Origin of the sequence: Haemophilus sp. Marseille-P9675, assembly GCF_916862695.1 — a bacterium.
Classification (GTDB): Bacteria; Pseudomonadota; Gammaproteobacteria; order Enterobacterales; family Pasteurellaceae; genus Haemophilus; species Haemophilus haemolyticus_K.
On sequence record NZ_CAKASP010000001.1, the window covers coordinates 37,623 to 63,756 of the forward strand.

Consider the following 26,134-nt stretch of genomic DNA (forward strand, 5'->3'; position numbering starts at 1 on the left):
TTCTAAATTATGAGCTTTTATACACTTTGTATTATTGCACTGGGCTTATCAATGGATGCTTTTGCTGTATCCATTTCTAAAGGTATTGCATTAAGATCTTTTCGTTGGAAACAAGCTCTTTATATTTCTCTCTGTTTTGGATTTTTCCAAGGTATCATGCCCGCAATAGGTTTTTTTGTAGGCTTGCAATTCAGTTCAATGATTCAAGATTGGGATCATTGGATTGGTTTTGTTTTACTTGCATTAATTGGCATTAATATGGTGCGTGAGGGATTAAATGCTGATTCCGAAGCAAGTGTAGAGCCATCTATAAATTTAAAACGTTTATTGACTTTGGGTTTAGCTACGAGTGTGGATGCCTTAGCAATTGGCATATCTTTTGCTTTTCTTTCTGTCGATATTTTTTCGGCTATGGCAATTATTGCACTGACTACTTTTATCGTTTCATTATTCGGCGTAAAGGGCGGTCATTTTCTTGGGCAAAAATTTAGATCAAAAGCGGAGATTTTTGGTGGCATAGTGCTGATTGGAATTGGTATTAGCTTGCTTTATGAGCACGGTGTTTTCACTTTTTAAGATGCTAATTTTCTACGTTTAGATTATAATCGGGGAAAATTTTATGTTTATAACAAGGGTTATAGAATGTTAATTGAAAAAATGCACAATTTATCAAATTCAAAGGTAGCTAAGTTTATTTTGGGTTTGATTACTTTATCGTTTTTAGTCGGCGGTATGTCTGGCTATCTTTTTAGTTCAAATGATACTTATGCTGCAAAAGTTAATGGTGAAGTGATTTCGCAACAAGATTTTTTAAATCGCTACAACCAAGAATTTGAGGCTCGTGCACAACGCGAAGGCGAAGCATTTATGGCTCAGTCAGATTCTCCTGAATTTGTTACCGCACTTCGTCAAAGCACCATCAATCGAATGATTGATCAAGAATTACTTCGTCAATATGCGAAAGAATTAAAATTAGGCGTGAGCGATGAAATGATTAAACGAGCAATCGTGACAGATCCTAATTTTCAGGTTAATGGCAAATTTGATAACGGTGTTTATCAACAAGTATTACAACAAAATCGTTTAACTTCAGATGGTTATGCGGCTATTTTGCGTGGCGCATTAACCCTTGAACAAATGCAAAGTGGTGTTGCTAACAGTGAGTTTATTGTGCCTGTTCAAGCAAAAAATACCGCAGAAGTTTTCTTCCAAAAACGTTCAGCGCGCTTAGCGACGTTATCTCTTGCTGATGAAATGGCAAAGCAAGCGGTATCTGATGATGAAATTAAAGCTTATTACGAAGCTAATCAAAAATCTTTTGTTCAGCCAGAACAAGTGAAGGTTCAATATATGGATCTCTCAGGTAGCCAAATCGAAAAAGGTATCGAAGTTAAAGATGTAGAAATTGCGCAATATTATCAAGATAATAAAGCTCAATTTATGACTCAGCGTTTAGCACATATTCAATTTGCAAATGAGCAAGATGCTAAGGCTACTTACGATGAATTACAAAAAGGCGCAAATTTCGCTGATGTAGCTAAAGCTAAATCTTTAGATAAAGTTTCTGGTGAGAATGGTGGTGATTTGGGTTGGGTAAATGCAAATGAATTACCAAAAGCCTTTGAAGATGCTGCAGCTGCATTGCAGGTAGGGCAATATAGCCAACCAATCAATGTGGATGGCAATTACCATATTGTTTTAGTGCAAGAGCGTAAAGCTCAAACTTTAGATGAGGTGAAAGCACAAGTTGCTGATTTGGTGCGTAAATCCTTATTAGAAAATCGTTATTACGCAATTGAAAAGCAAGTGCGTGATAAGGCTTTTGAAGATAGCAAATCACTGAATACCGCGGCACAAGTTGCAGGTGTTAAAGTTCAAGAGAGCGGTTATTTTTCTCGTCAAAATGTACCTGCAGAATTAAATTTCCCTAATGTAGTTTCTGCCGTTTTTGAATCTGATATTGCCAACGGTGGCGCGAACTCAGAGCCTTTGAATGTCGGCGATTATCACGCTATCGTAGTGCGTGTGTTAGATCACAAACCTGAAGGTGTGAGAACATTGGAAGATGCGAAAGCGGATATTGAAATGTTCTTAAAACGTCAGAAGGCTGAAAATGTCTTAAATGAAAAAGCACAACAAGCAGTGAAAGCATTAAACCAAAATGCTGAATCGAAAGTGGATGGAATTAATTTCTCAAGTGAGCAAACTTTTACTTTAAGTGAAAATAAAGATCCAATTTTAACAAATGGCGTATTCTCAATTGCTAAACCAGCATCAGGTAAAGTGGTTTACCAAGTGGCTCGTAATGAGAAAGGCGATGTTGTTATTATTGCTCTAAATAAAGTAGAAGACGGCGTGCTTAACGATAAAGAATTAAGCCAATTTAGTGCTCAATTATTACGTACAAGTCAGGCTGAAGTTCAAGCGCAATTAATGCAAGGATTGCGTGAGAGAGCTAAAATTGAAGTAAATGACTCTTTCATCAATCAAGATGATGAAGCGCAGCAATAATTGATTAAATTGCAATCTCAGATAAATTTTGATAAAAAGTGCGGTAAATTCACCGCACTTTTTTATAGGGAGCAAACAATGGCAAAAGAAACAATTTTTAGTAAAATCATCCGTAAAGAAATTCTTGCAAATATCGTCTATCAAGATGAATTAGTCACAGCGTTTCGTGATATTTCACCACAAGCTAAAACACATATTTTGATCATTCCAAATAAAGTAATCCCAACAGTGAATGATGTGACGGAGCAAGATGAAGTAGCGCTAGGTCGATTATTTAGCGTGGCGGCTAAGCTTGCTAAAGAAGAAGGCATTGCAGAAGATGGTTATCGCCTAATTGTGAATTGCAATAAACATGGTGGGCAAGAAGTATTCCATTTGCATATGCATTTAGTCGGTGGTGAACCTTTAGGTAGAATGTTAGTTAAATAATGAAAAAATATTTTTTAATTTTGGCGAGCCTTGTGCTCGTGGCTTGTTCAAGTTCAGTAGAAGACTTAACTTATTCAACGAAGCCGATTTTAAATATCACATCTAATCTTTTACCTTTAATTCAAGTTGAAACGAGTCAAAAATCAGCGCTTATAAAAAATAAAAGTCAGCAACTTTTGAAGATAAGTTACTACTTGTATTGGTATGATCATTTAGGGGTAACCCAAACTTGGGAAAATCAGCAAGAAAGCTATTCCGCTCAATTGTTGCTAAAACCACAAGAAGAGAAATCAATCGATTTAATTAAACCTACTGTAGAAAGTAAAAATTATCGCCTTTATTTAAAATAATTTATGAGCACGTTGTTAATTGATTTAAAAGGAAAAGAGTTGGAACAAGAGGAAGTTGAGTTACTTTCTCATCCTCTTGTTGCGGGATTGATTTTATTTACTAGAAATTTTGAAGACAGAGAACAAATTCAAGAATTAATTCGTTCTGTTCGTCAACGAGTGAAAAAGCCTTTATTGATTACGGTGGATCAAGAAGGCGGACGAGTTCAACGTTTCCGTGATGGATTCACAATGTTGCCTTCAATGCAGGCTTTTCAAGAAATACTGTCAACAACTGAACAAGTGAGTTTTGCTAAAGAAGCAGGTTGGCAAATGGCTGCAGAAATGATTGCCTTGGATATTGACTTGAGTTTTGCGCCGGTGCTGGATTTGGGGCATGAATGTCGAGCGATTGGTGATCGCAGTTTTTCATCTGATGTAAAAAGTGCGGTAAATTTAGCAATCGCTTTTATTGATGGTATGCATCAAGCAGGTATGGCATCTACAGGTAAACATTTCCCTGGACATGGTCATGTATTAGCCGATTCTCATTTAGAAACCCCTTATGATGATCGCACAAAAGACGAAATTTTTAGTTGCGATCTCCAACCTTTCCAACAGTTGATTTCACAAAATAAACTCGATGCCATTATGCCTGCGCATGTCATTTATAGACAATGTGATAGTCAACCAGCAAGTGGTTCAGAATATTGGTTGAAAGAAATCTTACGAAAACAACTAAATTTCCAAGGTGCAATTTTTTCCGATGATCTTGGTATGAAAGGCGCTGGCGTAATGGGCGATTTTGTAGAGCGTAGCAAAAAAGCGCTAAATGCAGGTTGTGATCTTTTGTTACTGTGCAATGAACGTGAAGGTGTCATTCAAGTATTAGATAATCTAAAACTTACTGAAAATGAACCGCACTTTATGGCTCGTGAAGCTCGCTTACAAAATTTATTTAAACGTAGCGTGATCAAGTGGAATGATTTGGTTTTAGATCAACGTTGGAAACTGAATCACCGAAATCTCGCAGATATTCAAAGCCGTTGGCTAGATATTCAGGCTGCAAGAAAATGATTGATTGTCGATACTATCAACAAAATGAGTGTCGTTCTTGTCAATGGCTTGAAATACCTTATAGTCAGCAGCTAGCTGAAAAACAACACCATTTAAAGCAGCAACTGATTTCTATTAATTGCGATGGAGCGCAATGGTTGGCTCCTTTTGAATCTGATGAACAAGGCTTTCGTAATAAAGCTAAAATGGTTGTTAGTGGCAGTGTTGAACGCCCGATACTTGGCATTTTAAAAAATCCTAATGATCCACAAAGCGCGATTGATTTGTGTGATTGTCCCCTTTATCCAACTCATTTTTCATTGATTTTTCCTGTTCTGAAGGATTTTATTGGCCGTGCTGGTTTAGTACCTTATAACATTGCTAAACAAAAAGGCGAGCTTAAATATATTCTGCTCACAGAAAGTATCGCGACGGGAAAATTAATGTTGCGCTTTGTATTGCGCACAGAAAATAAATTGCCATTAATTCGTCGAGAATTACCCAAATTATTGGAAAAATTATCTCACTTAGAAGTGGTTAGCATTAATTTACAACCACAACACGCAGCCATCTTAGAAGGTGAACAAGAAATTTTTCTGACAGAACAACAATTTTTACCTGAGAATTTCAACGGTATTCCACTCTTTATTCGCCCACAAGGTTTCTTTCAAACTAATCCTAAAGTGGCGGCGGGATTATATGCAACCGCTCAGCAATGGGTAAGAGAATTACCAATCTATAAAGTCTGGGATTTATTTTGTGGTGTGGGTGGATTTGGCTTACATTGCGCGAAAGCTTTAAAGGAAAAATGGGGAAAAAGTATTGAGTTGACTGGAATTGAAATTTCCTCATCAGCTATTTTTGCGGCGAGTCATTCCGCTAAAATATTAGGTTTAGAACATGTAAATTTCCAATCACTAGACGCGACAAGTGTGATGAAAAATCAGAATGAGAATAAGCCAGATCTTGTGATTGTAAATCCACCACGTCGTGGAATTGGAAAGGAATTAAGTGAATTTCTTAACCAAATTCAACCGCACTTTATCTTGTATTCCAGCTGCAATGCCGTGACAATGGGGAAAGATTTACAGCATCTCACTTGTTATAAACCATTGAAAATTCAACTTTTTGATATGTTTCCGCAAACATCTCATTATGAAGTATTAGTTTTACTAGAAAGAAAAAAGAAGAGTTAAAGAAATATAAAAAGGTTGGGGATTTGAACGAAGGGTGGTGGAACTAAGCAGAATTGGTCTTAACAGCAAGTGGCTTACTGCACGCATCCCTGCGGGATTTCTACCTAGCCCACCATAGATTAGAAAATGCATCTTGGTGTTCTAGCTTTTGCGGCATAAAACTATGCAATAAGGTTATAAACCTTTAAAAGCCACTATATCAGGAGACCAATCCTGTCTTCCCACTATATTTGTAAGAAGTTGGATAATAATAGAATCCTTTATATTAATTGTCAATTAATGTTTTGAATATTATTTCCAATTAAACAAAAACCATCCAAATTGATTTTGGATGGTTTCATTATTGAATAATTTATGATGAAAAATTATCTTGCGCCATATACAACAATGGTTTTTCCATGGGCATGAATAAGATTTTGATCCTCTAACATCTTAATAATACGTCCTACAGTTTCTCGTGAACAACCAACCATTTGTCCAATTTCTTGACGTGTAATTTTGATTTGCATTCCATCAGGATGTGTCATTGCTTCAGGCTGTTTAGCTAAGTTCATTAGCGTTTGAGCAATACGACCTGCCACATCTAAGAATGCTAAATTACTCACTTGGCGTGAAGTATTTTGTAAACGTCTTGCCAATTGTGCGGTTAAAAACATTAAGATTTCTGGGTTAGCTTGAATTAATTGACGATATTTTTTATAGGAAATTTCAGCAATTTCACATGTTGTTTTTGTTTTAACCCATGCTGAACGTTTTGAGCCTTCATCAAATAGCCCTGCTTCTCCAAAGAATTGTCCGGCTCCTAGATAAGTTAGGATCATTTCTTTTCCTTCATCATCTTTTGCAGAGACCATTACAGTACCTTTAATCACATAATAAAGTGTAGTTGCATCCTCTCCCGCATGAATTAGCGTAGATTTTGCTGGATATTTGTGTAAGTGGCAATGCGTAAGAAACCAGTCTAAAATAGGATCTCGAGTCGTTGATTCTTCTTCCTGTGGTGGAACTGATGCTTCATCAATTTCGGTTAATTCATTTGACATTCGTGCTCCTTACATTCCTGTTTCAAAAATTCCGTTTTATTTTTGATGTCAATGGATTCATGCAATTCAGACCATACAATCACCGCAATTCCATTGCGAATTTGAGTCAGTAAAAGTTGTTTTTTTTGGTTGAGTGAAAGTTCTTCTATACCGTAATCGGTTCCTTCGCGTAAAATTACGCTTTCTACGATATTATCTAATGTTTCTGCTTCCAGTTCTTGCCAAGGAATAATCATATATTTACTCGGTAAAGTCAATTAGGCAAAAAGTGGCTCGATAAAACGCCATTGTTGTTCGAAAGACTGGCTTGCATTCAGACGGAAATTAGTACGAACATAGCGCATAAATTGTCCTTCACATAGTGTGACTAAATGCGAAGCAATTATGCGTTCATCCACATTAAAGCCGCGTCCTTCACGCAATTTTCGCATTTGTAAAATATTGACAAACTGCATTTCAAGACGATTAAAAAATTGTGCGACTCGAACTTGCAATTGCGCATCTTCAAACATTAATGCATGGCCCGTTAGAATTCGAGTTAACCCAGGATTTTTACGGGCAAAATCTAAGATCGTTTGTAAAATATCATGAATGCGATTCATTGTTTGGGTTTCGTTACGCATAGAAGCGGTAATACGGCTTAGTAGGGTATTTTCGATATGCTCGATTAAGGCTTCAAACATTTTTGTTTTGCTTGGAAAGTAACGATATAACGCAGCTTCAGATACCCCAACTTCTTTTGCTAGACGAGCCGTTGTCATACGCTCCATACCTCGTTCGGAATGAAGCATATGTATCAATACAGTAAGCACTTGTTGACGACGTTCTTTTACCGTTCTTTTTTCAATTTTTGGTGTTTCAATTTTAGGCGTAATTTCTTCCACGCCCGATAAAGATAATTGTTCTTCTACCATAAATTATTGTTTACCTGAATGACCGAAACCGCCTTCACCACGTTCGGTTTGTTGAAAATCTTCTACAATATTAAATTCGGCTTGTACTACTGGCACGAAAACAAGTTGAGCAATGCGATCGCCGACTTCAATTTTGAATGGCTCATTTCCACGGTTCCACATTGATACCATTAATGCTCCTTGATAATCGGAGTCAATTAATCCCACAAGGTTTCCTAGCACAATACCATGTTTATGGCCAAGACCTGAGCGAGGCAAAATCACTGCCGCTAAATTTGGATCTGCAATATAAATTGAAAGCCCCGTCGGAATTAATTTGGTTTCACCTGGTTGAATTTCAAAGCTTTCATCGATCAACGCACGTAAATCAAGACCCGCCGAACCTTCAGTTGCGTAAGTTGGCAGAGGAAATTCATTTCCAATGCGAGAATCTAAAATTTTTACGTCAATTTTTTTCATGTAATACTCCGTTTGAAATTCATTTTTAGGTAAAAGTGCGGTTGGAATTATAAGGTTTTTTGATAGCGTTCAATGATTACATTAACTAAATCAGCTGCAAGTTCCACTTTTGATTTTAGCGATAATTTTTTATGACCATTTTTCCAGAAAAGCTGTAAGGCATTTTCATCTGCGTTAAAAACTTGTCCGCCAGATACATCGTTGGCACAAATCATATCAAGATTTTTGCGTTCAAGTTTATCTTTTGCGTAATCATCAACATTTTGGGTTTCAGCCGCAAATCCAACAGTAAAAGGGCGATGTGTTTTTAAATGTCCTACATCTGAGATAATATCGGGATTTTTAATTAACTTGATAGATATTTCATCGCCAGATTTTTTAATTTTTTGGTCAGCAACTTCGGCTACTCTGTAATCAGCAACAGCCGCACAGCCAATAAAAATTTGATTTTTCGCCGCACTTTCAAGAGAGGCTTTCCACATATCTTGTGCTGAGATGACATTGATTCGATTTACATTTTTTGGTGTTGTTAAATTCACTGGCCCTGAAATTAGCGTGACGTTCGCCCCACGTTCGGCAAATGCTTCAGCAATCGCAAATCCCATTTTCCCTGAACTATGGTTAGAAATATAACGAACGGGATCGATTGCCTCACGCGTTGGGCCTGCTGTAATAGCGACATTTAATCCTTGTAGCTCTTGTTTTTGAGAGAAAAAGTCAGAAAGTGCGGTAAAAATTTCCTCTGGTTCTGACATACGTCCTTTCCCCATATCGCCGCAAGCCTGAAAACCACTATTCGGGCCAATAAGCTCAATTCCACGCGTTTGAAGAGCCGTTAAATTTTGTTGAGTAATGGATTGGCGATACATCTGCTGATTCATTGCTGGGGCAAGAAAAATTGGCGCATCAGTCGCAAGACAAATTGTTGAAAGTAAATCATTCGCCATGCCTACAGTAAGACGGGCAATAAAGTCTGCACTAGCTGGCGCAATAATAATGGCATCGGCCCATTTGGCAAGCTCAATATGCCCCATTGCCAGTTCTGCTTGTGGATCAAGTAAAGATTGTGAGACAGCATTGCCAGAAATGGCTTGAAGCGTTAAAGGCGTAACAAATTCTGCCGCAGCTGGGGTTAATACTACACGTACTTCAGCTTCTGCTTTGCGTAATAAACGAATCAACTCTATTGTTTTATAGGCAGCAATTCCGCCAGTAATGCCAACTACAATATGTTTTCCGTTTAATTTCATGTTTCAACCTTTGTTAGTACTTAGCCACAATTCCGTTATTTTACTTTAATTTTATTGAATGCCCAATGCTATTTTTGCGATACATATCGCAGACTTTACATAAGTTACTCGTAAAACAAGAAAAGAGCGGTCAAAATTTTTTCTATTTTGCGTTTAATATTTTATGGAAAACAATGATGATTTAATGCCACGGGAAAAATTGCTTAAATTTGGTGTAGAAACGCTCGCTGATTATGAATTGCTGGCGATCTTTTTACGAACTGGCATAAAAGGCTGCCCAGTCATTCAGCTTTCTAAAAATGTCTTATCACATTTTGGTTCCTTGCATACGTTACTTTCTGCAGATGAAAAAGCCTTCTGCTCAGTGAAAGGCTTAGGCATTACGCAATTTATTCAGCTGCAAGCGATTACGGAAATGACCAAGCGTTATTTAAAGCAAGAGATGTTAAGTACACCGATTATTAATGATCCTGAAACGGTAAAACTTTTTTTACTCACTGAATTGCAACATGAGGAAAGAGAAGTGTTCATGGTTTTATTTTTGGATAATCAACATCGTTTGATTAAAAAAGAGCGGTTATTTTTAGGTACAATTAATGTATCAGCGGTTTATCCTCGGGAAATAATTAAAGAGGCACTTTATTGTAATGCGGCTGCTTTAATTTTGGCGCATAATCATCCTTCGGGTATAACGGAACCGAGTTATTCGGATCAGCTTATTACTAAAAAAATTCAGGAGTCTGCAGAACTAATGGAAATCAGAGTGCTTGATCACTTAATTGTCGGAAAAACAGATTGCTATTCTTTTGCAGAGAACTTTTTATTATAAATTTTTATAATGTTGACCATTTTTTTACCGATTACATCTAGGAAAATCGCATTTACACTTGAGAAATGAAAACAAAGCCAGTATAATTTGCGACCTTTAATATAGTAAGCGGGTCGGATTAGCGCGACCTGACGAGGTAGCAAGCTGGTTTTAACTGGCTTTAAACAATCCGAACCGTAAGCTCGAGCTTATATTTAATTATTGGAGATTATTATGTCTAGAGTTTGTCAAGTAACAGGCAAGCGTCCAGCTGTGGGTAATAACCGCTCACACGCGTTGAATGCGACACGTCGTCGTTTTCTTCCAAACCTTCACACTCACCGTTTCTGGGTTGAAAGTGAAAACCGTTTCGTAACCTTACGTTTAACTGCGAAAGGTATGCGTATTATTGATAAAAAAGGCATTGATGCAGTATTAGCTGAAATCCGTGCTCGTGGCGAAAAAATCTAAGGAGCTAAAAAATGGCAGCTAAAGGCGCTCGTGAGAAAATCCGTTTAGTTTCTACTGCAGAGACCGGTCACTTCTACACAACTGATAAAAACAAACGTAATATGCCTGAAAAAATGGAAATCAAAAAATTTGATCCAGTAGTGCGTAAACACGTTATCTATAAAGAAGCAAAAATCAAATAATTTTGCTTATTTAGAAAAAGCCCGACATTGTTCGGGTTTTTTTGTATCACAAATTTATTAAGGAACAAATCATGCCGGAACTTCCCGAAGTCGAAACTGCACTACGCGGTATTCGCCCTTATCTTAAGAATTTTACGATTGAGAAAGTTGTCGTGCGCCAGCCTAAATTGCGCTGGGCCGTATCAGAGGAATTGATAACCCTTAAACATGTAAAAATTGTAGATCTCACTCGTCGAGCAAAATATTTGATTATTCACACGGAAAAAGGCTATATCGTCGGGTATTTGGGCATGTCAGGTTCGGTGCGAATTGTGCCACAGGATAGCGCAATAGATAAACATGATCATATTGATATTGTAATGAACAATGGCAAATTATTACGTTATAACGATCCTCGTCGTTTCGGTGCATGGTTGTGGACGGAGAATTTAGATGACTTTCATCTTTTCTTAAAGCTAGGGCCTGAACCGCTTTCTGATGAATTTAATGCAGAATATTTATTCAAAAAATCTCGTCAAAAATCGACCGCACTTAAAAGCTTCTTGATGGATAACGCTGTGGTGGTGGGCGTTGGAAATATTTATGCGAATGAAAGTTTGTTTATTTGTGGTATTCATCCACTTAAACTCGCTAAAAATCTGACCCGCAATCAATGTATTTCCCTAGTAAATACGATTAAAGATGTTTTGAGAAAAGCTATTATTCAAGGTGGAACTACACTTAAAGATTTCTTACAGCCAGATGGGCGCCCAGGTTATTTTGCACAAGAATTATTGGTATATGGCAATAAAGATAAACCTTGTCCGAAGTGCGGTACAAACATTGAGAGTTTGGTAATTGGACAAAGAAATAGCTTTTTTTGTTCTAGATGTCAGAAAAAATAATAGGTATAACCTCTCAAAATTTAACAAAAAAGAGTTAACTCTTATTGGGTTTATACCTATATCTTGGTATTTTGAAAAATAAGTTTGATCGATCTCAAGTTTTTCTACAGAGACAGTAGAAAAACTTTTTTATTTTGTTATTTTACGCTCGAATGAATCTATATCCACATGTTTTATGTGGTATTAAGAATAATTCTCAACTTTCTATTTAACCTAACTTTTTTATTACAACAAATGGAGTGATTATCGTGAACGCATTCAAAAAAAGCCTCATTGTGGCAGCGTCTTTCGCGAGTTTAAGCTTATTTAACTCAGCGGTAGCTGATATGGTTTATAAGCCATTAGAACAACCTGTTGAACCAGTAAAACCAGATTTGAAAATTGAATCTGTAAATGAAAAATTTGCAGAAAAATATCCAAATCAATATAACAGCTGGCGTTCAACTGCAAATGGCAACGGCGAAAAAATTATTTATGCCGATGAAGAAAATCCACGCTTAATTGTTCTTTGGGGCGGTTATTCATTTGCAAAAGAATACAATGCACCGCGTGGTCACTTTTATGCGGTCACTGATGTTCGTAGCATTCTACGTACTGGTGCACCAAAAACAGCAAATGATGGTCCACAACCAATGGCATGTTGGACATGTAAAGGCCCTGATGTTCCACGTTTAATTGCGGAATGGGGTGAAAAAGATTATTTCAATGCGAAATGGGCAAAAGGCGGTCCAGAAATCGTGAACTCAATCGGTTGTGCTGACTGTCACGATACGACCTCTAAAGATTTTGCTGAAGGAAAACCAGCATTACGTATTGCTCGTCCACACGTATTACGCGCGCTTGACGCTTTAGAAAAAGCAACTGCTGAAAAAGATAAAGCAGAAGGTCGCCCACATAACAATTTAAGCTTCAACACGGCAGCTCGTACTGAAAAACGCGCTGAAATCTGTGCAAACTGTCACGTTGAATACTACTTCGCAGGCGATATCAAACAAGTAACCTTCCCTTGGAATAAAGGTCAAACTGTTGATGATATTGAAAAATATTACGATGAAATTGGTTTCAGTGATTGGACTCATAGCCTTTCTAAAGCGCCAATGTTAAAAGCGCAACACCCTGACTTTGAAATTTGGTCTTTAGGTATGCACGGTAAAAATGGTGTAACTTGTGTAGACTGTCACATGCCAAAAGTGCAAGGTAAAGACGGTAAAGTTTATACTGATCACCAAATCCAAAATCCATTCGATGCATTTGACCGCACTTGTGCAAACTGTCACGATCAAAGTAAAGAAAAATTACGCGATATCGTCACTTCACGTAAAAAAGAAGTGAAAGATGTAATGGGTCGTTTAGAAGAGCAAGTTGTTAAAGCTCACTTTGAAGCGAAAGCGGCTTGGGATGCAGGTGCAACTAAAGAAGAAATGGAAGCGGCATTAATGGATATTCGTCATGCTCAATGGCGTTGGGATTATGCTGCAGCAAGCCACGGTGGTCATATGCACGCACCTGAAGTAGTGCTTCGTGTATTAGGTTCTGGCTTAGATAAAGCAGCGGATGCTCGTACTAAACTTGCAGCAATCTTAACTAAACACGGTGTGAAAACTCCAGTTCAAATCCCAGATATTTCAACAGCTGATAAAGCGTGGAAAGTAATGGGTATTGATATTGAAAAAGAACGCAAAGCTAAAGAAGAATTCTTAAAAACTGTGGTACCACAATGGGAACAACAAGCTAAAGAAAAAGGCTTATTAGTTGATCCACCAGCACAAAAATAAATGAAAAATCCACCGCACTTTTAAGTGCAAACTGGAAAGTGCGGTGATTTTCAAGGTCAAATTTGAGGTAACCCAAATGAATTTAACTTCTTTAATCAACAAATCTGCAAAAGCGTTAGCGTTAAGTGCGGCATTTGTAGCAGCGCCATTTTTGGCTCATGCTGATGATGCACAAAAACCTGCGGATCATTTTACTTATGAGCCGCAATTAGATAACCAACGCGATCCAAATCAATATTGTGCTAAATGCCATAAATTCGACAAAGTAGATAAAAACCAAACTGTAGATCAGTCTGGTGGCGAACTCCACTTTGGTAAATTCCATGGTGCGCACTTAGATAAGAAAAATCCAAATAACGGTAAAGCAATTACTTGTGTAAGCTGTCACGGTAACGTTTCTGAAAATCACCGTCGTGGTGCTAAAGATGTTATGCGTTTTGAAGGGGATATTTTCGGTAATAAAAAACCGATGTATTCAGTTCAAGAACAAAACCAAGTTTGTTTTGCTTGTCACCAACCTGACAAACTTCGTGAAAAACTATGGGCGCATGATGTACACGCAATGAAATTACCTTGTGCAAGTTGCCATACGCTTCACCCGAAAGAAGACGCAATGAAAGGTATTCAACCAAAACAACGCGTTAAACTTTGCGTAGATTGCCATGGTGAACAACAAAAACGTAAAGCAGAACAAGATAAACTAACCGAACAAAAGGATAAACAATGACAGCCTGCTCACGCCGAAACTTTGTTTCCGGCATGGGGGCTGTGATCCTTATGACGGGAACATCTTTACCTTCTTTTTCGAAAGAAGACAAGGCGGATAAACCTAAACGTTACGCAATGGTACACGATGAAAATTCGTGTATCGGCTGTACAGCCTGTATGGATGCATGCCGTGATGTAAACCAAGTGCCAGAAGGCGTTTCTCGCTTAGAGATTCTACGCAGTGAACCTTACGGTGAATTTCCAAATCAGGAATATGAGTTCTTCCGTCAATCTTGCCAACATTGTACAAATGCACCTTGCGTAGCTGTTTGTCCAACTGGTGCATCTTTTATTGATAAAGAGACTGGCATTGTAGATGTACATAAAGATTTATGCGTAGGCTGCCAATACTGTATAGCAGTTTGCCCATATCGTGTACGTTTTATTCATCCAGTACATCGTACCGCAGATAAATGTAACTTCTGCCGCGATACAAATTTAGCCAATGGTAAACAACCGGCTTGTGTGGAAGCTTGTCCAACCAAAGCATTAACTTTTGGGGATATGAATGATCCGATGAGTGCAGTTTCACGTAAAGTGAAAGAAAAACCGGTTTATCGCACTAAAGTGGAGTTAGGTACACAACCAAACTTGTATCATATTCCATTCCAACATGGGGAGCCTAGAAGATGACATTAGATTATCCAGTTCCATTTCATACGCCTAATCTAGTGTGGGATTCTACCATTGCGATCTACTTGTTTTTATTGGGGATCTCATCTGGTGCGGTGCAGTTGGCAATTGCTTATAAACGTAGTAATAAATTAATGAATCCAAGTCAAAATTGGATTATTCGATCCGGTGTGATTTTGGGATCTGTGCCAACATTAATTGGTTTAACGCTATTAGTTTTCCACTTAGCGAGACCTTGGACATTCTGGAAATTGATGTTTAACTATCAATTTAACTCCGTAATGTCGATGGGGGTCATGCTATTCCAAATTTATATGTTGTTTTTAGTAATTTGGGGTGTGGTGATTTTCAAAAAAGAAATCGAAGTATTAATTAATCGCTTTATGCCAAAACTACAATTTGTGATAAAACTCATCGGTATTGTAGAACGCATTGTCAGTCCAGTTGAAGTTATTCTTTTCATATTGGCTGCAGTGCTTGGTGCATACACTGGTTTCTTGCTTTCTGCATTAATTAGCTATCCAATGTTGAATAATCCTGTATTACCTGCATTGTTCTTAGCCTCTGGTACATCATCTGGTATTGCCGCAACCTTCTTAATTATCTTGATTGCAGGAAAATTAAAAGGAGATTCTCATGAATCGCACTTCATCCATAAATTTGAAGTACCAATTATGGTGACAGAGCTTGGTTTGCTTGTGTGTTTCTTCGTTGGCTTACATTTTGGTGGTGGACAAAAAACAGTTGCATTACATAATGCATTATCTGGTTTTTGGGGAGCCGTGTTCTGGATTGGGGTATTCTTTATTGGTATCTTGATCCCATTAATTGCCAATATGTTTGTGAATGACCGCTTAAAATATAATCGTAACTTTATTATCTTAGTATCAATTTTTGACTTAATTGGGGTATTTTGTTTACGATTCTTTATATTGTATGCAGGGCAATTAACAGTCGCGTAAATTAAAATTGTATTTAGAGGAAAGGCGTAATAATATGCGCCTTTCTTTTTATTTGTCAGAAGACATCCTGACGTTAATTAACAAAGAATAATATTTTATGCTCCCAGAACTTGGATTTTACTTATTACTCCTCGCAACGACGGCCGCGCTTTTGCTCGTTATTGTTCCACAACTTGGTTTGTTAAAAAAGAATACAACTCTTATTAATTCTGCGTGGCCACTATCATACATTTTTACTATAAGCACGACACTTTCCATCGGTTTATTATCATATTCTTTTGCGGTGGATGATTTCACCCTTGAATATGTAGCGGCACATTCTAATTCCCAATTGCCTACATTTTTTAAAGTGGCTGCCACTTGGGGCGGGCATGAAGGTTCAATGTTGTTTTGGTTATTTTCATTGAGTTTATGGCTTGCTGCTTTTGCTTTTTTTAATCGAAAAAATGACCGCACTTTTTCCGCTCAATCTTTATCTTTATTGGGATTGATTTGTTTTGGTTTTGCGGTGTTTATCTTATTTTATTCTAATCCGTTTGGACGCATTTTCCCTGCGCCGGCAGAAGGGCGCGATCTCAATCCAATGTTGCAAGATGTGGGATTAATTTTCCATCCGCCTTTGTTGTATGTTGGTTATGTGGGTTTTGCGGTGAATTTTGTAATGAGCTTAAGTACGTTAATTTATAACCAGTCAGCACGACAAATTGCACGCTCAATGCGTGGCTGGGTGTTGGTTTCTTGGTTGTTTTTAACCATTGGCATTGTGCTCGGTGCGTGGTGGGCTTATTACGAACTCGGCTGGGGCGGTTGGTGGTTCTGGGATCCCGTAGAAAATGCGTCTTTAATGCCTTGGTTGCTTGGTTTGGCGTTATTACACAGTTTAATGGCAACGGAAAAACAAGGCGTATTTAGTTATTGGACAACGCTTTTTTCTTTGCTTGCTTTTGCCTTTAGCGTATTAGGCACTTTTATTGTTCGTTCTGGCGCACTCACTTCTGTGCATGCTTTTGCATTGGATAACACGCGCGGTTATGTGTTGTTATTAATTTTCTTTGTTTTGACGGTGTTAGCCTTTGGATTATTCGCTTTGCGTGCGGGCAGTTCATCAGAAAGTGCGATGAAATTTCAGTTCGTTTCTAAATTGGGTGGCATTTTATTACTGAATATTTTGCTGACGATTGCCACTGTTTCCACCTTTTTAGGCACCTTTTACCCGATGTTATTCCAAGCGATGAATTGGGGATCAATTTCGGTGGGAAGTCCTTATTTTAATAGTATTTTCTTCCCAATTATTACGGTGATTTTAATCCTAATGGTGGTTTCCCTTACCATCCGTCGGGCGCAATTTGATCACACATTATTGGTACGTTGCGCATGGTTTTTTATTCCGTCTTTAATTCTTGCTGGCTTGATGATTTGGCAACAGCTACACAATAATTCTGCATTACATTTCCATGCTTTCGCCTTTGTGTTATTAACTCTTGCGATTTGGCTTTTGTTCGTCACTTTATGGCAAAATTGGCGACAAATTCGCTTGTCTCAATTTGGGATGATTTTAGCGCATTGTGGCGTGGCGATTGTGACTATTGGGGCGGTGATGAGTGGTTATTTTGGTAGTGAAATTGGTGTGCGTTTAGCGCCGCAACAAAGTCAAAAATTGGGGCAATATGAATTTCATTATCGTCAATTTTCTAATGAAATCGGGCCAAACTTTACGGCAGAAGTCGCCTTTTTTGACGTAACTGAAAATGGCAAGCCTTATGCAGAAATTATCCCCGAACGCCGTTATTACGATGTGCGAACAATGACAATGAGTGAAGTGGGGCTTGATGGTGGGTTCTGGGGGGATTTATATATTGTGATGGGCGATTCTCTCGGCAAAGGAGAATTTACTTTCCGCTTACACTATAAACCACTGATTCGTTGGCTTTGGGCTGGCGGTATTTTAATGGCGTTTGGCGCACTTTGTAGCATCTTCGGATTGCGCAGAAAACAGGAAAAATAATGAACAAAAAACTTATCTTTTTTGCACCGCTCTTTGTGCTTTTAGGCGTGTGTGTATTATTAATTGCTGGGTTAAATCAAGACCCGAAAAAAATTGCTTCGGCTTTGATTGATAAACCTGTTCCAGAGTTTTATCAGGCTAATTTACATGAGCCATCACAAATCGTAAGCCCGAAGGATTTTCCTAAACAGCCATTTTTATTAAATGTGTGGGGCAGTTGGTGTGGTTATTGCAAGGAAGAACATCCTCTGTTAATTGAGATTGCAAAAACGTTCCCTATTGTGGGAGTGGATTATCGCGACAATCCTCAAAATGGCATTGAAATGCTTAAGCGAATGGGCAATCCGTTCGTCTTCACCATTGATGATAGCCAGGGTGAATTGGGATTAAAATTAGGCGTGGATGGCGCGCCAGAAACTTATCTTGTGGATGAAAATGGTGTGATTCGTTATCGCCATTCTGGTTTACTGGATAAAGAAACTTGGCAAACAGTCTTTCTGCCAAAAATTGAAGCATTGAAGAACAAATGAAAAGCATATTAGATATTTTTACTCGTGGTTTTATTCAGGTTCAAAAAACAGCCTTTTTTGCAACCGCACTTTTATTCGCATTTTCCTTATTCGTACAAGCGGAAATGGTGGATACCTATCAATTCCAAAATCAAGATGATCGTACTCGCGCCGTAGAATTGGCAAAATCTTTACGCTGCCCACAATGTCAAAACCAAAATTTGGTGGAATCTAATTCACCAATTGCTTATGACTTGCGTCTTGAAGTGTACAAAATGGTGGATGAGGGCAAAAGCAATCAGCAAATTATTGATCAAATGACGGCTAGATTTGGTGATTTTGTGAATTACAAACCACCGTTCAAATGGAATACGGCATTGTTGTGGCTGTTGCCAGTCGCTCTTTTTATTTTAGCTGCCGCATTGCTTTACTTCTCAAATAGGAAAAAATCGTCTCTATCTTCAGTCGATCAGGGAAGTGCATTGGAAAAAGAACAGCGATATTTTTCTGTTGATGCTGAGGCTCATTCGGATCCTAAGCAAAATGAACAAAAGACAGATTTTTTCGGGAAAAGTAATCACAAACTTTCTTTTGTGGTTTTCTTTTTATTAATTGCTATTCCAACCGCTTATTATTTTTCCCTTGATCGTTTTAGTCGTGTTCAACAAGGTGAGCAATCGATGATTGAGCAACATAATCAAAATGTTGAAATGAATGATGAACACAAAAATGAAAATGTGATTGAGAAGATCCAAAATAAACTGAGAACTGATCCGAATAATGCGGAAACTTGGCTTCAACTTGGCGAAGCCTATGTGCAGAATAATGAATTTGATAGTGCGCTTGTGGCCTATTCTAATGCAGAAAAAATATCAGGAAGTAAACCTAATATTTTAGGCTTGGCTGCCACCGCACTTTATTATCAATCAGGTCAGCAAATCACCCCAAAAGTAGAACAACTCTTGAATGAAGCATTGGCAAAAGATAAAAATGAAGTATCGAGCCTTTCTTTGTTGGCGACGATTGCCTTAGAAAATCGTCAATATCAACAAGCCAGTGCGTATTTACAGCAATTATTAGATTCTGGTAATGCGGCAGTGGATCGTCGTTCTGTTATTCAACGAATGAAGATGTTAGATTTTTTACAACGTGGTGAAAAAGGGCAAAATCCGTGAGCCAATATTCTGAAAATATTATTATTGGTGCAGGTGCGGCTGGATTATTTTGCGCAGCACAGTTAGCTAAATTAGGCAAGTCAGTGACAGTTTTCGACAACGGCAAAAAAATCGGACGTAAGATTTTGATGTCGGGCGGCGGGTTTTGTAATTTCACCAATTTAGAGGTTACGCCTGCTCATTACCTTTCACAAAATCCTCATTTCGTCAAATCTGCCCTTGCTCGTTATACCAATTGGGATTTTATTTCCTTAGTGGCGGAGCAGGGGATTGCTTATCACGAAAAGGAATTGGGGCAATTATTTTGCGATGATGGCGCAGAACAAATTGTTGAAATGCTGAAATCTGAATGTGATAAATATGGTGCTAAGATTTTATTGCGTAGCGAAGTTTCTCAAGTTGAACGGATTCAAAATGATGAAAAAGTGCGGTTTGTTTTACAGGTAAATTCAACCCAATGGCAATGTAAAAATTTGATTGTCGCCACAGGTGGGCTTTCTATGCCAGGGCTTGGCGCAACGCCATTTGGCTATCAAATCGCGGTACAATTTGGCATTCCAGTTATTCCTCCTCGCGCGAGTTTGGTACCTTTTACGTATCGAGAAACAGATAAATTTTTAACCGCACTTTCAGGCATTAGCTTGCCAGTCACGATCACTGCCCTGTGCGGAAAATCGTTTCACAACCAGCTTTTGTTTACTCATCGTGGTATTTCAGGCCCTGCGGTGTTGCAAATTTCCAATTATTGGCAGCCCACTGAGTCAGTGGAAATTGATTTATTACCGAACCACAATGTGGAGGAGGAAATTAATCAAGCTAAACAACATTCACCAAAACAAATGTTGAAAACCATCTTGGTTCGATTACTTCCGAAAAAATTGGTCGAGCTTTGGATTGAACAAGGCCTTGTGCAAGATGAAGTTATCGCTAACATCAGTAAAGTGCGGGTAAAAAATCTAATGGATTTTATTCATCACTGGGAATTTACCCCTAATGGCACAGAAGGTTATCGCACAGCTGAAGTGACAATGGGCGGTGTGGATACTAAAGTAATTTCTTCTAAAACAATGGAAAGTAATCAAGTAAGCGGTTTGTATTTTATTGGTGAAGTGCTGGATGTGGCAGGCTGGCTAGGTGGCTATAATTTCCAATGGGCGTGGAGCTCGGCTTATGCTTGTTCACAAGGAATTAGTGAAAAGTAGAAGGGATGTTGAAAATACGTTAGAATTCTTCTAATTAAATCATAAAATAAGGAAGTAAAATGTCAAAAATCCTCCCATTACATGCAGACACAGTCGGCTCTTATTTACGTTCACAAGTATTAAAAGAGGCTCGTTTAAAATTTGCATCAGGTGAAATTTCTCGTGAACAATTAACTGAGATTGAAGATCAAGAAATTACAAAGTTAGTCCAAGCTCAGTTAGATGCGGGTATTCAAATTATCACTGACGGTGAGTATCGTCGTGCATTTTGGCACATTGATTTTCTAGAAGAATTAAATGGTATTGAAGGTTATCACCCTGAACATGGCTATAAATTTAATGGTGTTGAAACGAAACCTTATAATACACGTTGTTGTGGAAAGGTTTCTTGGAATCCAAATCATCCATTTATTGAGCATTTTAAGAAATTGAATGCTATTGTTGGTGGTCGCGGTATAGTTAAATATACCATCCCTAGTCCCAATCAATTAATGTATCCTATCCAGTGGGATACGGGCATTTATACTACACGCGAAGAATTTGCTAAAGATGTTCAACAGGCTTATAAAGAAGCGATTAAAGCTTTTTATCATGCTGGCTGCCGTTATTTACAATTTGATGATGTTTACTGGGGTTCACTCTGTAATAACCACTTAAAACCTGAATTTGAGGCAGATAAAGCTCAAGCACTTGAGAATATTCAAGTGGTATTGGCAGATAAGCCTGCTGATATGGTGATTACAACGCATGTTTGCCGTGGTAATTTCCGTTCAACATATTTATTAAGTGGTGCTTATGATCCAGTAGCAGATGCATTATTTGCTAAGACTAATTATGATGGATATTTCTTGGAATATGATGATGATCGTTCAGGTGGTTTTGAGCCATTAAAATATTTTGCACAAAATCCACATAAAGGTCGCGTTGTACTTGGTTTGGTGAGTTCTAAATTTCCTGATTTAGAAGATAAAGATGTGATTAAATCACGAATTGCGGAAGCTGCAAAATATGTGCCTCTCGAACAGCTTTGTTTAAGCCCTCAATGTGGTTTTGCCTCTACAGAGGAAGGCAATATTATGAGTGAATCCCAACAATGGGCAAAAGTGCGCCACGTTGAAGAAATCGCTAAAGAGGTTTGGGGCGAAGATTAATTTGATTTTATGGGGAGATAATAAATGGCTCCTTATGGAGCCATTTTTTAACGCTGAATTAAGTAACGCAATTTTGTTCCATCTTGCTCCACACTTAGCAGTGTATAGCCATGATTTTTAGTATCAATAGGAATGTTGTTGATAGATTGTGCGCAATCGCTTAATAGTTCTAAAATTTCACCTTTTTGTAATTGTGGCATGGTTTCTAACATTACAATAGCGGGGTAAGGGCAGGGTTCGCCTAACGTATCTAATGTATAATCGGGTGAAATGTCTTTTGGATCTTTATCTAATTTTTGAACAATAGTAAATGCCATGATTATGCTCCTTTTGGTTAATTACATCCACAGCCAGTTTGTGCGGTTATTTGAGATTTTGCTTTGGCTAAGAAACGACGTTCCCACCAGACTACGGCAATTAAACATAAAATTAATAAACCGTAATTCACAAGTAAGCCACCTATTGGCCCGAAAGATTTTAGTAAATTAAGTTTTTCGTAATCAAGTGCTAAAACAGGAGCGATATCATCCCAAACATAGGCGAGATAAGTTGAACCGACTACGTTACCTAATCCAACCCACATAAAGTGCACTTGACCTTCCATTGAGCGATACATCCAACCTGTTTCACAACCACCAGCGAGTACAATACCAAAGCCGAATAATAAACCGCCAATAATCGCATTGGGACCAGCCCACATAATCTTAGGCGAGACGCCAAGTTGAATGTAGCTAAATACACCAATGGTGCCCACTAATATTCCAAAAATAATCGCTTTTGCCATATAAGCACGCCCAGTTACCCATAAGTCGCGGAAAGCTGAGGTAAAACAAATTTGAGCACGCTCAATTAATAACCCGAAAGCCAAACCACAAAGCATAGCAAAACCAAGCTTAATAGATTGAGTCATGACATAAAGTGAAGCAATAAGATAAGCAAAAAATACAATCATACCAATCCAGAAACGGCGCTGTGCTTGTTTAGGATCTGTTTCTTTTATTTTCGCTGCGCCTTTTTTCAGTTCTAATTTAACGCGAAATATTGGTAGTAATGTGACTTTTACACCCGCATAAGTACCTATTGCAGTTGCGATAGTGAAGAACCAAGCGTGTACCGAAAATTGTGGAATACCTGTAAAAAGTGAAGCTAAATTACATCCCATTGCTAAACGTGCGCCAAATCCTGCTAATGCACCGCCAATTAAAGCTTGAACAATCCGACGTTTATGTGGTTGGTTGCGCCATTTTACATTATTTGCCCAAAGTGCTGCAGAAATACAACCTGCAAACATGCCTAAGATCATGACACCATCAACACGTGAGAAGATGTTACCTTGCATTCCTATGATTTTGTAGTAGCTCCACTCAGATACATCAACGCCTAATGCTTGTAATGCATGTCCTCCCCATCGAGTAAATTCCCCTGTCACAGCCCAATAAGTGCCTGTTACTCCAAAGTAATAAGCGGAAAGCAAACCTGCTGCAGTCACTGCGACAATCGGATTCCAGTATTTAATTAAGTAATTTTGTTTAAATTGTAGCCAAATCTCTTTCATAAGATAACCTAAATTTATTGAAAAGAAAGATTTGCAAGAAAGGTATAAATAATGAATGCAGTGAAAAAAAGAAGTGCCCATTTTCCTATACACAAAACTTGCGATATAAGACAAATGAAATTTGTCGGATAAAATAATAACATTATTTTAACAATAAAGGCAAAATCTTTATGACTTTGCCTTTATTGGTATCGTATTTTTCGATTAAAGAATATCTAATAATTCTACTTCAAATACGAGTGTGGAGAATGGCGGAATTGATGCGCCAGCGCCACGTTCACCATAAGCAAGTTCGTGTGGAATAGTGAGTTTCCATTTAGAACCCACAGGCATCATTTGTAATGCTTCAACCCAACCACGGATTACACCATTTACAGGGAATTCAGCTGGTGTGCCACGAGCAACAGAGCTGTCGAATACAGTGCCATCTAGTAATGTACCAGTGTAGTGTACTTGCACTTTATCTGTTGCAGCTGGTTTTGAGCCATTGCCTTCAGTTATGATTTCGTATTGTAAACCGCTGTCGGTTACGTTTACGCCCGCTTTTTTCGCATTTTCTTCTAAGAATTTTTTGCCTTCTTCTTCGATTGCTTTAAATTGCGCTTGTTGTGCTTCAGCTGCTTGTTGTTGAAGTGCTTGAACCGAATGCATTAAGTCATTGATGTCTAATGCTGGCTGGTTATGATTTAATGCATCAAAAATCCCTTTCGCCACAGCTTCAACGGTGATCTCCATTTGGCTATCGGCTAATTGTTGGCCAATTTGCAAACCAATCCCGTAGCTACCTTTTTCAGAAATGCTTTCTAATTTTACGTGTTCAAAATTCATTTGATGTTTTCCTTTCGTTAAAAATTATTTTTTATATGCCAAGATTTCGCCCATACGAACAGGTTCGTTGACGCTTAAATGCTCAGCCAAACGCACTTGATTGGCTTGGAATAAATTAATTACTGTCGAACCAAGTTGGAACCAACCCATTTCTTGACCTTTCAATAATTTGACCACACTTTCGCCTTCATAAGTCCAAGTTTTCACTTCGTTGTGGCGTGGTGGATTAATTACGCCCGCCCAAGTTGTGCCAATACTTGCAGTAATGGTTGCGCCGACTAAAATTTGTACCATTGTGCCAAATTCAGTATCAAATACACAAATCACGCGTTCATTATGCGCAAATAAATTTGGTACATGTTGGGCTAAAAATGGGTTTACAGAGAATAAATCACCTGGCACATAAATCATTTTGCGTAGCGTACCATTGCACGGCATATGTACTCGGTGATAATCACGAGGAGAAAGATAAGTAGTGGCAAATTCACCATTTTTAAAGGTTTCCACTAATTCTTTATCTTCTGCCAGTAAGTCTTCTAGGCTGAAAAAATGCCCTTTAGCTTGTAATAAAAGATTATCGTCAATATGACCGCACTCGCTAATGCGACCGTCTGCTGGTAAACAAAGTGCGGTAGGATTTTGATTAATTGGACGCGCGTTTTCTTTTAACGGACGAATAAAAAATTCATTAAAACTTGCGTAATCAGAAAATTGTTCTTTTTGCGCAATGCTCATATCAATGTTGTATTTTTTCGCAAAAGCTTTAATTACAACATGGGTTAGCACACCCCATTTTTGTTTAGCAAACCAGCCTGCAATTTGAGTTAAATAAATTTGCGGCATGACATATTGAAATGCCACTTTTAAGCGTTGCCAATAAGAATTTGAAGTCATCATTATCTTTCCTTGTTAAAAAAAGAGGCGTGATTATAGCAATTTTTTTTATTCTTCCAACTATTTAAATAATGACAGCTACAGAACAATTATGTTTTAATATCAGCAATTCATTTCCGCCATCAGTATTAAGGTTTAATCTATGTTTAGCGGCTTATTTATTGGAATAGCTTTCGGCATTCTACTTCAACGTACACAATTCTGTTTTGTTTCTGGTTTTCGTCGTTTTTTATTTGAAAAAAATTTCCGTTTTTTTACCGCACTTTTAATTGCTGTCAGTGTGCAATCTATCGGGCTTTTTACACTGGCTGAATTTGAACTCATTAAAATTCCTACATCTCAGTTGCCTGTGCTTGCCAGTATTTTAGGTGGATTATTATTTGGCATTGGTATGGTGTTAAGTAATTGTTGTGGGAGCGGAGCTTGGTTTCGCAGTGCTGAAGGGGCGTTAGGCAGTTTACTTGCTCTGTTTGCTTTTGCGCTCACAATGGCTTCAACACAAACTGGCAGCCTTCGTCAATTCATTGGTGGATTAACCCAACAAACCACACAATGGAATAATATTTATTTAACATTCTCCATTTCTCCTTGGTGGTTGGTTGCGATTTTAATTATCGCCACGCTGATTCTGTTTTCTCGCCGTGAAAAAATTGTTTCCCAAGAAAATCTTTCAAATCTTTCATTTTTTGACCGCACTTTTAAGCGTAGTTGGAATCCTTATTTGGGGGCGTTATTAATCGGTTTATTGGGGGGGGGCGCTTGGTATTTTAGTGCTAAGGCTGGGCGCAATTTTGGCTATGGTATTTCTGTGCCTTCGGCTAATGTGGTGCAATATTTAGTCATCGGTCAGCAACGTTATTTAAACTGGGGGAGTTTATTTGTGCTCGGGATTCCATTGGGGGCATTTTTAATGGCAAAACTTAGTGGCGATTTTAATCTCAGAATGCCTCAGCCAAAAGAAGCCTTACGACGTATTTTAGGAGGTGTTTTAATGGGCTTAGGCGCAGCATTAGCTGGTGGCTGCACAGTGACAAATTCCTTAGTGGCAATCGCCTATTTTTCTTGGCAAGGCTGGCTTGCCACAGGCTTTATTTTATTAGGGTGTTGGATTGGTAACAGATTATTCGTGAAAAGATAAAAAGGAG

General features: G+C 38.1%; 29 protein-coding genes. 20 read left to right on the top strand and 9 right to left on the bottom strand.

The annotated features are described in order from the left end of the window. Window positions 1-9: 9 nt before the first annotated feature. The 6 genes from LIX50_RS00180 to rlmC all read left to right on the top strand — a co-directional run bounded on the left by LIX50_RS00180 (window position 10) and on the right by rlmC (window position 5,521). Window positions 10-576 carry a manganese efflux pump MntP family protein gene (locus LIX50_RS00180; RefSeq protein WP_048954255.1) on the top strand — a complete coding sequence of 189 codons (567 nt, stop codon included), beginning with the start codon at window positions 10-12 and terminating at the stop codon, window positions 574-576. A 66-nt stretch (window positions 577-642) separates the two neighbouring features. Next, window positions 643-2,511 (top strand): peptidylprolyl isomerase, encoded by a 1,869-nt coding sequence (ppiD, locus tag LIX50_RS00185; RefSeq protein ID WP_048954254.1) that lies wholly within the window; start codon window positions 643-645, stop codon window positions 2,509-2,511. A gap of 78 nt (window positions 2,512-2,589) precedes the next feature. Then, entirely contained in the window at window positions 2,590-2,940 is a 351-nt protein-coding gene (gene hinT / locus LIX50_RS00190) for a purine nucleoside phosphoramidase (protein ID WP_048954252.1), read from the top strand. Continuing rightward, window positions 2,940-3,290, top strand: coding sequence for a YcfL family protein (locus LIX50_RS00195; RefSeq protein WP_048954250.1), 351 nt, complete (start codon window positions 2,940-2,942; stop codon window positions 3,288-3,290). The genes hinT and LIX50_RS00195 overlap by 1 nt, the downstream gene beginning before the upstream one ends. A 3-nt stretch (window positions 3,291-3,293) precedes the next feature. Further along, on the top strand, window positions 3,294-4,346 hold the full coding sequence (nagZ, locus tag LIX50_RS00200) for a beta-N-acetylhexosaminidase (RefSeq protein ID WP_048954248.1): 1,053 nt from the start codon (window positions 3,294-3,296) through the stop codon (window positions 4,344-4,346). Beyond that, window positions 4,343-5,521: a 23S rRNA (uracil(747)-C(5))-methyltransferase RlmC gene (gene rlmC, locus LIX50_RS00205; protein WP_048954247.1), complete on the top strand. Its 1,179-nt coding sequence runs from the start codon at window positions 4,343-4,345 to the stop codon at window positions 5,519-5,521. Before nagZ ends, rlmC begins: the two co-directional genes overlap by 4 nt. A gap of 365 nt (window positions 5,522-5,886) precedes the next feature. On the opposite strand, the gene crp is transcribed toward rlmC, so the two are convergent. The 5 genes from crp to coaBC are packed head-to-tail and all read right to left on the bottom strand — an operon-like array spanning window position 5,887 to window position 9,187. Next, window positions 5,887-6,564: a cAMP-activated global transcriptional regulator CRP gene (gene crp / locus LIX50_RS00210; protein WP_048954245.1), complete on the bottom strand. Its 678-nt coding sequence runs from the start codon at window positions 6,562-6,564 to the stop codon at window positions 5,887-5,889. Beyond that, window positions 6,549-6,800 carry a YheU family protein gene (locus LIX50_RS00215; RefSeq protein ID WP_005631427.1) on the bottom strand — a complete coding sequence of 84 codons (252 nt, stop codon included), beginning with the start codon at window positions 6,798-6,800 and terminating at the stop codon, window positions 6,549-6,551. The genes crp and LIX50_RS00215 overlap by 16 nt, the downstream gene beginning before the upstream one ends. A 21-nt stretch (window positions 6,801-6,821) precedes the next feature. Further along, window positions 6,822-7,478: a nucleoid occlusion factor SlmA gene (gene slmA / locus LIX50_RS00220; protein ID WP_048954244.1), complete on the bottom strand. Its 657-nt coding sequence runs from the start codon at window positions 7,476-7,478 to the stop codon at window positions 6,822-6,824. A gap of 3 nt (window positions 7,479-7,481) precedes the next feature. Continuing rightward, window positions 7,482-7,937 (bottom strand): dUTP diphosphatase, encoded by a 456-nt coding sequence (gene dut / locus LIX50_RS00225; protein WP_048954243.1) that lies wholly within the window; start codon window positions 7,935-7,937, stop codon window positions 7,482-7,484. A 47-nt stretch (window positions 7,938-7,984) separates the two neighbouring features. After that, window positions 7,985-9,187: a bifunctional phosphopantothenoylcysteine decarboxylase/phosphopantothenate--cysteine ligase CoaBC gene (gene coaBC / locus LIX50_RS00230; RefSeq protein ID WP_048954241.1), complete on the bottom strand. Its 1,203-nt coding sequence runs from the start codon at window positions 9,185-9,187 to the stop codon at window positions 7,985-7,987. Window positions 9,188-9,350: 163 nt separating this feature from the next. On the opposite strand from coaBC, the gene radC reads away from it, so the two are divergent. The 13 genes from radC (at window position 9,351) to LIX50_RS00295 (ending at window position 21,712) form a co-directional block, all read left to right on the top strand. Next, on the top strand, window positions 9,351-10,016 hold the full coding sequence (gene radC / locus LIX50_RS00235; protein ID WP_048954240.1) for a RadC family protein: 666 nt from the start codon (window positions 9,351-9,353) through the stop codon (window positions 10,014-10,016). A gap of 213 nt (window positions 10,017-10,229) precedes the next feature. Then, window positions 10,230-10,466 (top strand): 50S ribosomal protein L28, encoded by a 237-nt coding sequence (rpmB, locus tag LIX50_RS00240; RefSeq protein WP_005599762.1) that lies wholly within the window; start codon window positions 10,230-10,232, stop codon window positions 10,464-10,466. 11 nt (window positions 10,467-10,477) lie between these two features. Continuing rightward, window positions 10,478-10,648 (top strand): 50S ribosomal protein L33, encoded by a 171-nt coding sequence (gene rpmG, locus LIX50_RS00245; RefSeq protein WP_005613503.1) that lies wholly within the window; start codon window positions 10,478-10,480, stop codon window positions 10,646-10,648. 71 nt (window positions 10,649-10,719) lie between these two features. Beyond that, a complete protein-coding gene (gene mutM, locus LIX50_RS00250) occupies window positions 10,720-11,532 on the top strand; it encodes a DNA-formamidopyrimidine glycosylase (protein WP_048954239.1) in 813 nt (270 codons plus the stop codon). Between the two features lie 248 nt (window positions 11,533-11,780). Beyond that, a complete protein-coding gene (gene nrfA / locus LIX50_RS00255; RefSeq protein ID WP_048954238.1) occupies window positions 11,781-13,307 on the top strand; it encodes an ammonia-forming nitrite reductase cytochrome c552 subunit in 1,527 nt (508 codons plus the stop codon). Between the two features lie 76 nt (window positions 13,308-13,383). Continuing rightward, window positions 13,384-14,034, top strand: coding sequence for a cytochrome c nitrite reductase pentaheme subunit (gene nrfB / locus LIX50_RS00260; RefSeq protein ID WP_005634454.1), 651 nt, complete (start codon window positions 13,384-13,386; stop codon window positions 14,032-14,034). Continuing rightward, entirely contained in the window at window positions 14,031-14,708 is a 678-nt protein-coding gene (nrfC, locus tag LIX50_RS00265; protein WP_048954237.1) for a cytochrome c nitrite reductase Fe-S protein, read from the top strand. Before nrfB ends, nrfC begins: the two co-directional genes overlap by 4 nt. Then, window positions 14,705-15,670 (top strand): cytochrome c nitrite reductase subunit NrfD, encoded by a 966-nt coding sequence (gene nrfD / locus LIX50_RS00270; RefSeq protein ID WP_048954236.1) that lies wholly within the window; start codon window positions 14,705-14,707, stop codon window positions 15,668-15,670. Before nrfC ends, nrfD begins: the two co-directional genes overlap by 4 nt. Window positions 15,671-15,767: 97 nt before the next feature. Beyond that, window positions 15,768-17,675, top strand: coding sequence for a heme lyase NrfEFG subunit NrfE (gene nrfE, locus LIX50_RS00275; RefSeq protein WP_048954235.1), 1,908 nt, complete (start codon window positions 15,768-15,770; stop codon window positions 17,673-17,675). Beyond that, window positions 17,675-18,205: a DsbE family thiol:disulfide interchange protein gene (locus LIX50_RS00280; protein WP_048954234.1), complete on the top strand. Its 531-nt coding sequence runs from the start codon at window positions 17,675-17,677 to the stop codon at window positions 18,203-18,205. The genes nrfE and LIX50_RS00280 overlap by 1 nt, the downstream gene beginning before the upstream one ends. Next, window positions 18,202-19,359: a heme lyase NrfEFG subunit NrfF gene (nrfF, locus tag LIX50_RS00285; RefSeq protein ID WP_048954233.1), complete on the top strand. Its 1,158-nt coding sequence runs from the start codon at window positions 18,202-18,204 to the stop codon at window positions 19,357-19,359. Before LIX50_RS00280 ends, nrfF begins: the two co-directional genes overlap by 4 nt. Beyond that, a complete protein-coding gene (locus tag LIX50_RS00290) occupies window positions 19,356-20,561 on the top strand; it encodes an NAD(P)/FAD-dependent oxidoreductase (RefSeq protein WP_048954232.1) in 1,206 nt (401 codons plus the stop codon). The genes nrfF and LIX50_RS00290 overlap by 4 nt, the downstream gene beginning before the upstream one ends. Before the next feature lie 59 nt (window positions 20,562-20,620). After that, on the top strand, window positions 20,621-21,712 hold the full coding sequence (locus tag LIX50_RS00295; protein ID WP_048954231.1) for a 5-methyltetrahydropteroyltriglutamate--homocysteine S-methyltransferase: 1,092 nt from the start codon (window positions 20,621-20,623) through the stop codon (window positions 21,710-21,712). A 47-nt stretch (window positions 21,713-21,759) separates the two neighbouring features. On the opposite strand, the gene yedF is transcribed toward LIX50_RS00295, so the two are convergent. The 4 genes from yedF to asd all read right to left on the bottom strand — a co-directional run bounded on the left by yedF (window position 21,760) and on the right by asd (window position 24,989). Then, window positions 21,760-22,029, bottom strand: coding sequence for a sulfurtransferase-like selenium metabolism protein YedF (yedF, locus tag LIX50_RS00300; RefSeq protein WP_005627337.1), 270 nt, complete (start codon window positions 22,027-22,029; stop codon window positions 21,760-21,762). A gap of 17 nt (window positions 22,030-22,046) precedes the next feature. Beyond that, the gene (gene yedE / locus LIX50_RS00305) at window positions 22,047-23,267 is read right to left on the bottom strand and encodes a selenium metabolism membrane protein YedE/FdhT (RefSeq protein ID WP_048954230.1); all 1,221 of its coding nucleotides are present in this window, start codon (window positions 23,265-23,267) and stop codon (window positions 22,047-22,049) included. 204 nt (window positions 23,268-23,471) lie between these two features. Continuing rightward, window positions 23,472-24,095: an FKBP-type peptidyl-prolyl cis-trans isomerase gene (locus LIX50_RS00310; protein ID WP_048954229.1), complete on the bottom strand. Its 624-nt coding sequence runs from the start codon at window positions 24,093-24,095 to the stop codon at window positions 23,472-23,474. A gap of 24 nt (window positions 24,096-24,119) precedes the next feature. After that, entirely contained in the window at window positions 24,120-24,989 is an 870-nt protein-coding gene (gene asd, locus LIX50_RS00315; RefSeq protein ID WP_048954315.1) for an archaetidylserine decarboxylase, read from the bottom strand. Window positions 24,990-25,131: 142 nt separating this feature from the next. Here asd and LIX50_RS00320 point away from each other — a divergent pair, with 142 nt between their 5' ends. After that, the gene (locus tag LIX50_RS00320; RefSeq protein WP_048954228.1) at window positions 25,132-26,127 is read left to right on the top strand and encodes a YeeE/YedE family protein; all 996 of its coding nucleotides are present in this window, start codon (window positions 25,132-25,134) and stop codon (window positions 26,125-26,127) included. Window positions 26,128-26,134 lie beyond the last annotated feature (7 nt).

Excerpts from the sequence above, each read along its gene's own strand:
- LIX50_RS00180 (WP_048954255.1), top strand. The coding sequence starts at position 10 with ATGAGCTTTTATACACTTTGTATTATTGCACTGGGCTTATCAATGGAT.
- ppiD (WP_048954254.1), top strand. The coding sequence starts at position 643 with ATGTTAATTGAAAAAATGCACAATTTATCAAATTCAAAGGTAGCTAAG.
- hinT (WP_048954252.1), top strand. The coding sequence starts at position 2,590 with ATGGCAAAAGAAACAATTTTTAGTAAAATCATCCGTAAAGAAATTCTT.
- LIX50_RS00195 (WP_048954250.1), top strand. The coding sequence starts at position 2,940 with ATGAAAAAATATTTTTTAATTTTGGCGAGCCTTGTGCTCGTGGCTTGT.
- nagZ (WP_048954248.1), top strand. The coding sequence starts at position 3,294 with ATGAGCACGTTGTTAATTGATTTAAAAGGAAAAGAGTTGGAACAAGAG.
- rlmC (WP_048954247.1), top strand. The coding sequence starts at position 4,343 with ATGATTGATTGTCGATACTATCAACAAAATGAGTGTCGTTCTTGTCAA.
- crp (WP_048954245.1), bottom strand. The coding sequence starts at position 6,564 with ATGTCAAATGAATTAACCGAAATTGATGAAGCATCAGTTCCACCACAG.
- LIX50_RS00215 (WP_005631427.1), bottom strand. The coding sequence starts at position 6,800 with ATGATTATTCCTTGGCAAGAACTGGAAGCAGAAACATTAGATAATATC.
- slmA (WP_048954244.1), bottom strand. The coding sequence starts at position 7,478 with ATGGTAGAAGAACAATTATCTTTATCGGGCGTGGAAGAAATTACGCCT.
- dut (WP_048954243.1), bottom strand. The coding sequence starts at position 7,937 with ATGAAAAAAATTGACGTAAAAATTTTAGATTCTCGCATTGGAAATGAA.
- coaBC (WP_048954241.1), bottom strand. The coding sequence starts at position 9,187 with ATGAAATTAAACGGAAAACATATTGTAGTTGGCATTACTGGCGGAATT.
- radC (WP_048954240.1), top strand. The coding sequence starts at position 9,351 with ATGGAAAACAATGATGATTTAATGCCACGGGAAAAATTGCTTAAATTT.
- rpmB (WP_005599762.1), top strand. The coding sequence starts at position 10,230 with ATGTCTAGAGTTTGTCAAGTAACAGGCAAGCGTCCAGCTGTGGGTAAT.
- rpmG (WP_005613503.1), top strand. The coding sequence starts at position 10,478 with ATGGCAGCTAAAGGCGCTCGTGAGAAAATCCGTTTAGTTTCTACTGCA.
- mutM (WP_048954239.1), top strand. The coding sequence starts at position 10,720 with ATGCCGGAACTTCCCGAAGTCGAAACTGCACTACGCGGTATTCGCCCT.
- nrfB (WP_005634454.1), top strand. The coding sequence starts at position 13,384 with ATGAATTTAACTTCTTTAATCAACAAATCTGCAAAAGCGTTAGCGTTA.
- nrfC (WP_048954237.1), top strand. The coding sequence starts at position 14,031 with ATGACAGCCTGCTCACGCCGAAACTTTGTTTCCGGCATGGGGGCTGTG.
- nrfD (WP_048954236.1), top strand. The coding sequence starts at position 14,705 with ATGACATTAGATTATCCAGTTCCATTTCATACGCCTAATCTAGTGTGG.
- nrfE (WP_048954235.1), top strand. The coding sequence starts at position 15,768 with ATGCTCCCAGAACTTGGATTTTACTTATTACTCCTCGCAACGACGGCC.
- LIX50_RS00280 (WP_048954234.1), top strand. The coding sequence starts at position 17,675 with ATGAACAAAAAACTTATCTTTTTTGCACCGCTCTTTGTGCTTTTAGGC.
- nrfF (WP_048954233.1), top strand. The coding sequence starts at position 18,202 with ATGAAAAGCATATTAGATATTTTTACTCGTGGTTTTATTCAGGTTCAA.
- LIX50_RS00295 (WP_048954231.1), top strand. The coding sequence starts at position 20,621 with ATGTCAAAAATCCTCCCATTACATGCAGACACAGTCGGCTCTTATTTA.
- yedF (WP_005627337.1), bottom strand. The coding sequence starts at position 22,029 with ATGGCATTTACTATTGTTCAAAAATTAGATAAAGATCCAAAAGACATT.
- yedE (WP_048954230.1), bottom strand. The coding sequence starts at position 23,267 with ATGAAAGAGATTTGGCTACAATTTAAACAAAATTACTTAATTAAATAC.
- LIX50_RS00310 (WP_048954229.1), bottom strand. The coding sequence starts at position 24,095 with ATGAATTTTGAACACGTAAAATTAGAAAGCATTTCTGAAAAAGGTAGC.
- asd (WP_048954315.1), bottom strand. The coding sequence starts at position 24,989 with ATGACTTCAAATTCTTATTGGCAACGCTTAAAAGTGGCATTTCAATAT.
- LIX50_RS00320 (WP_048954228.1), top strand. The coding sequence starts at position 25,132 with ATGTTTAGCGGCTTATTTATTGGAATAGCTTTCGGCATTCTACTTCAA.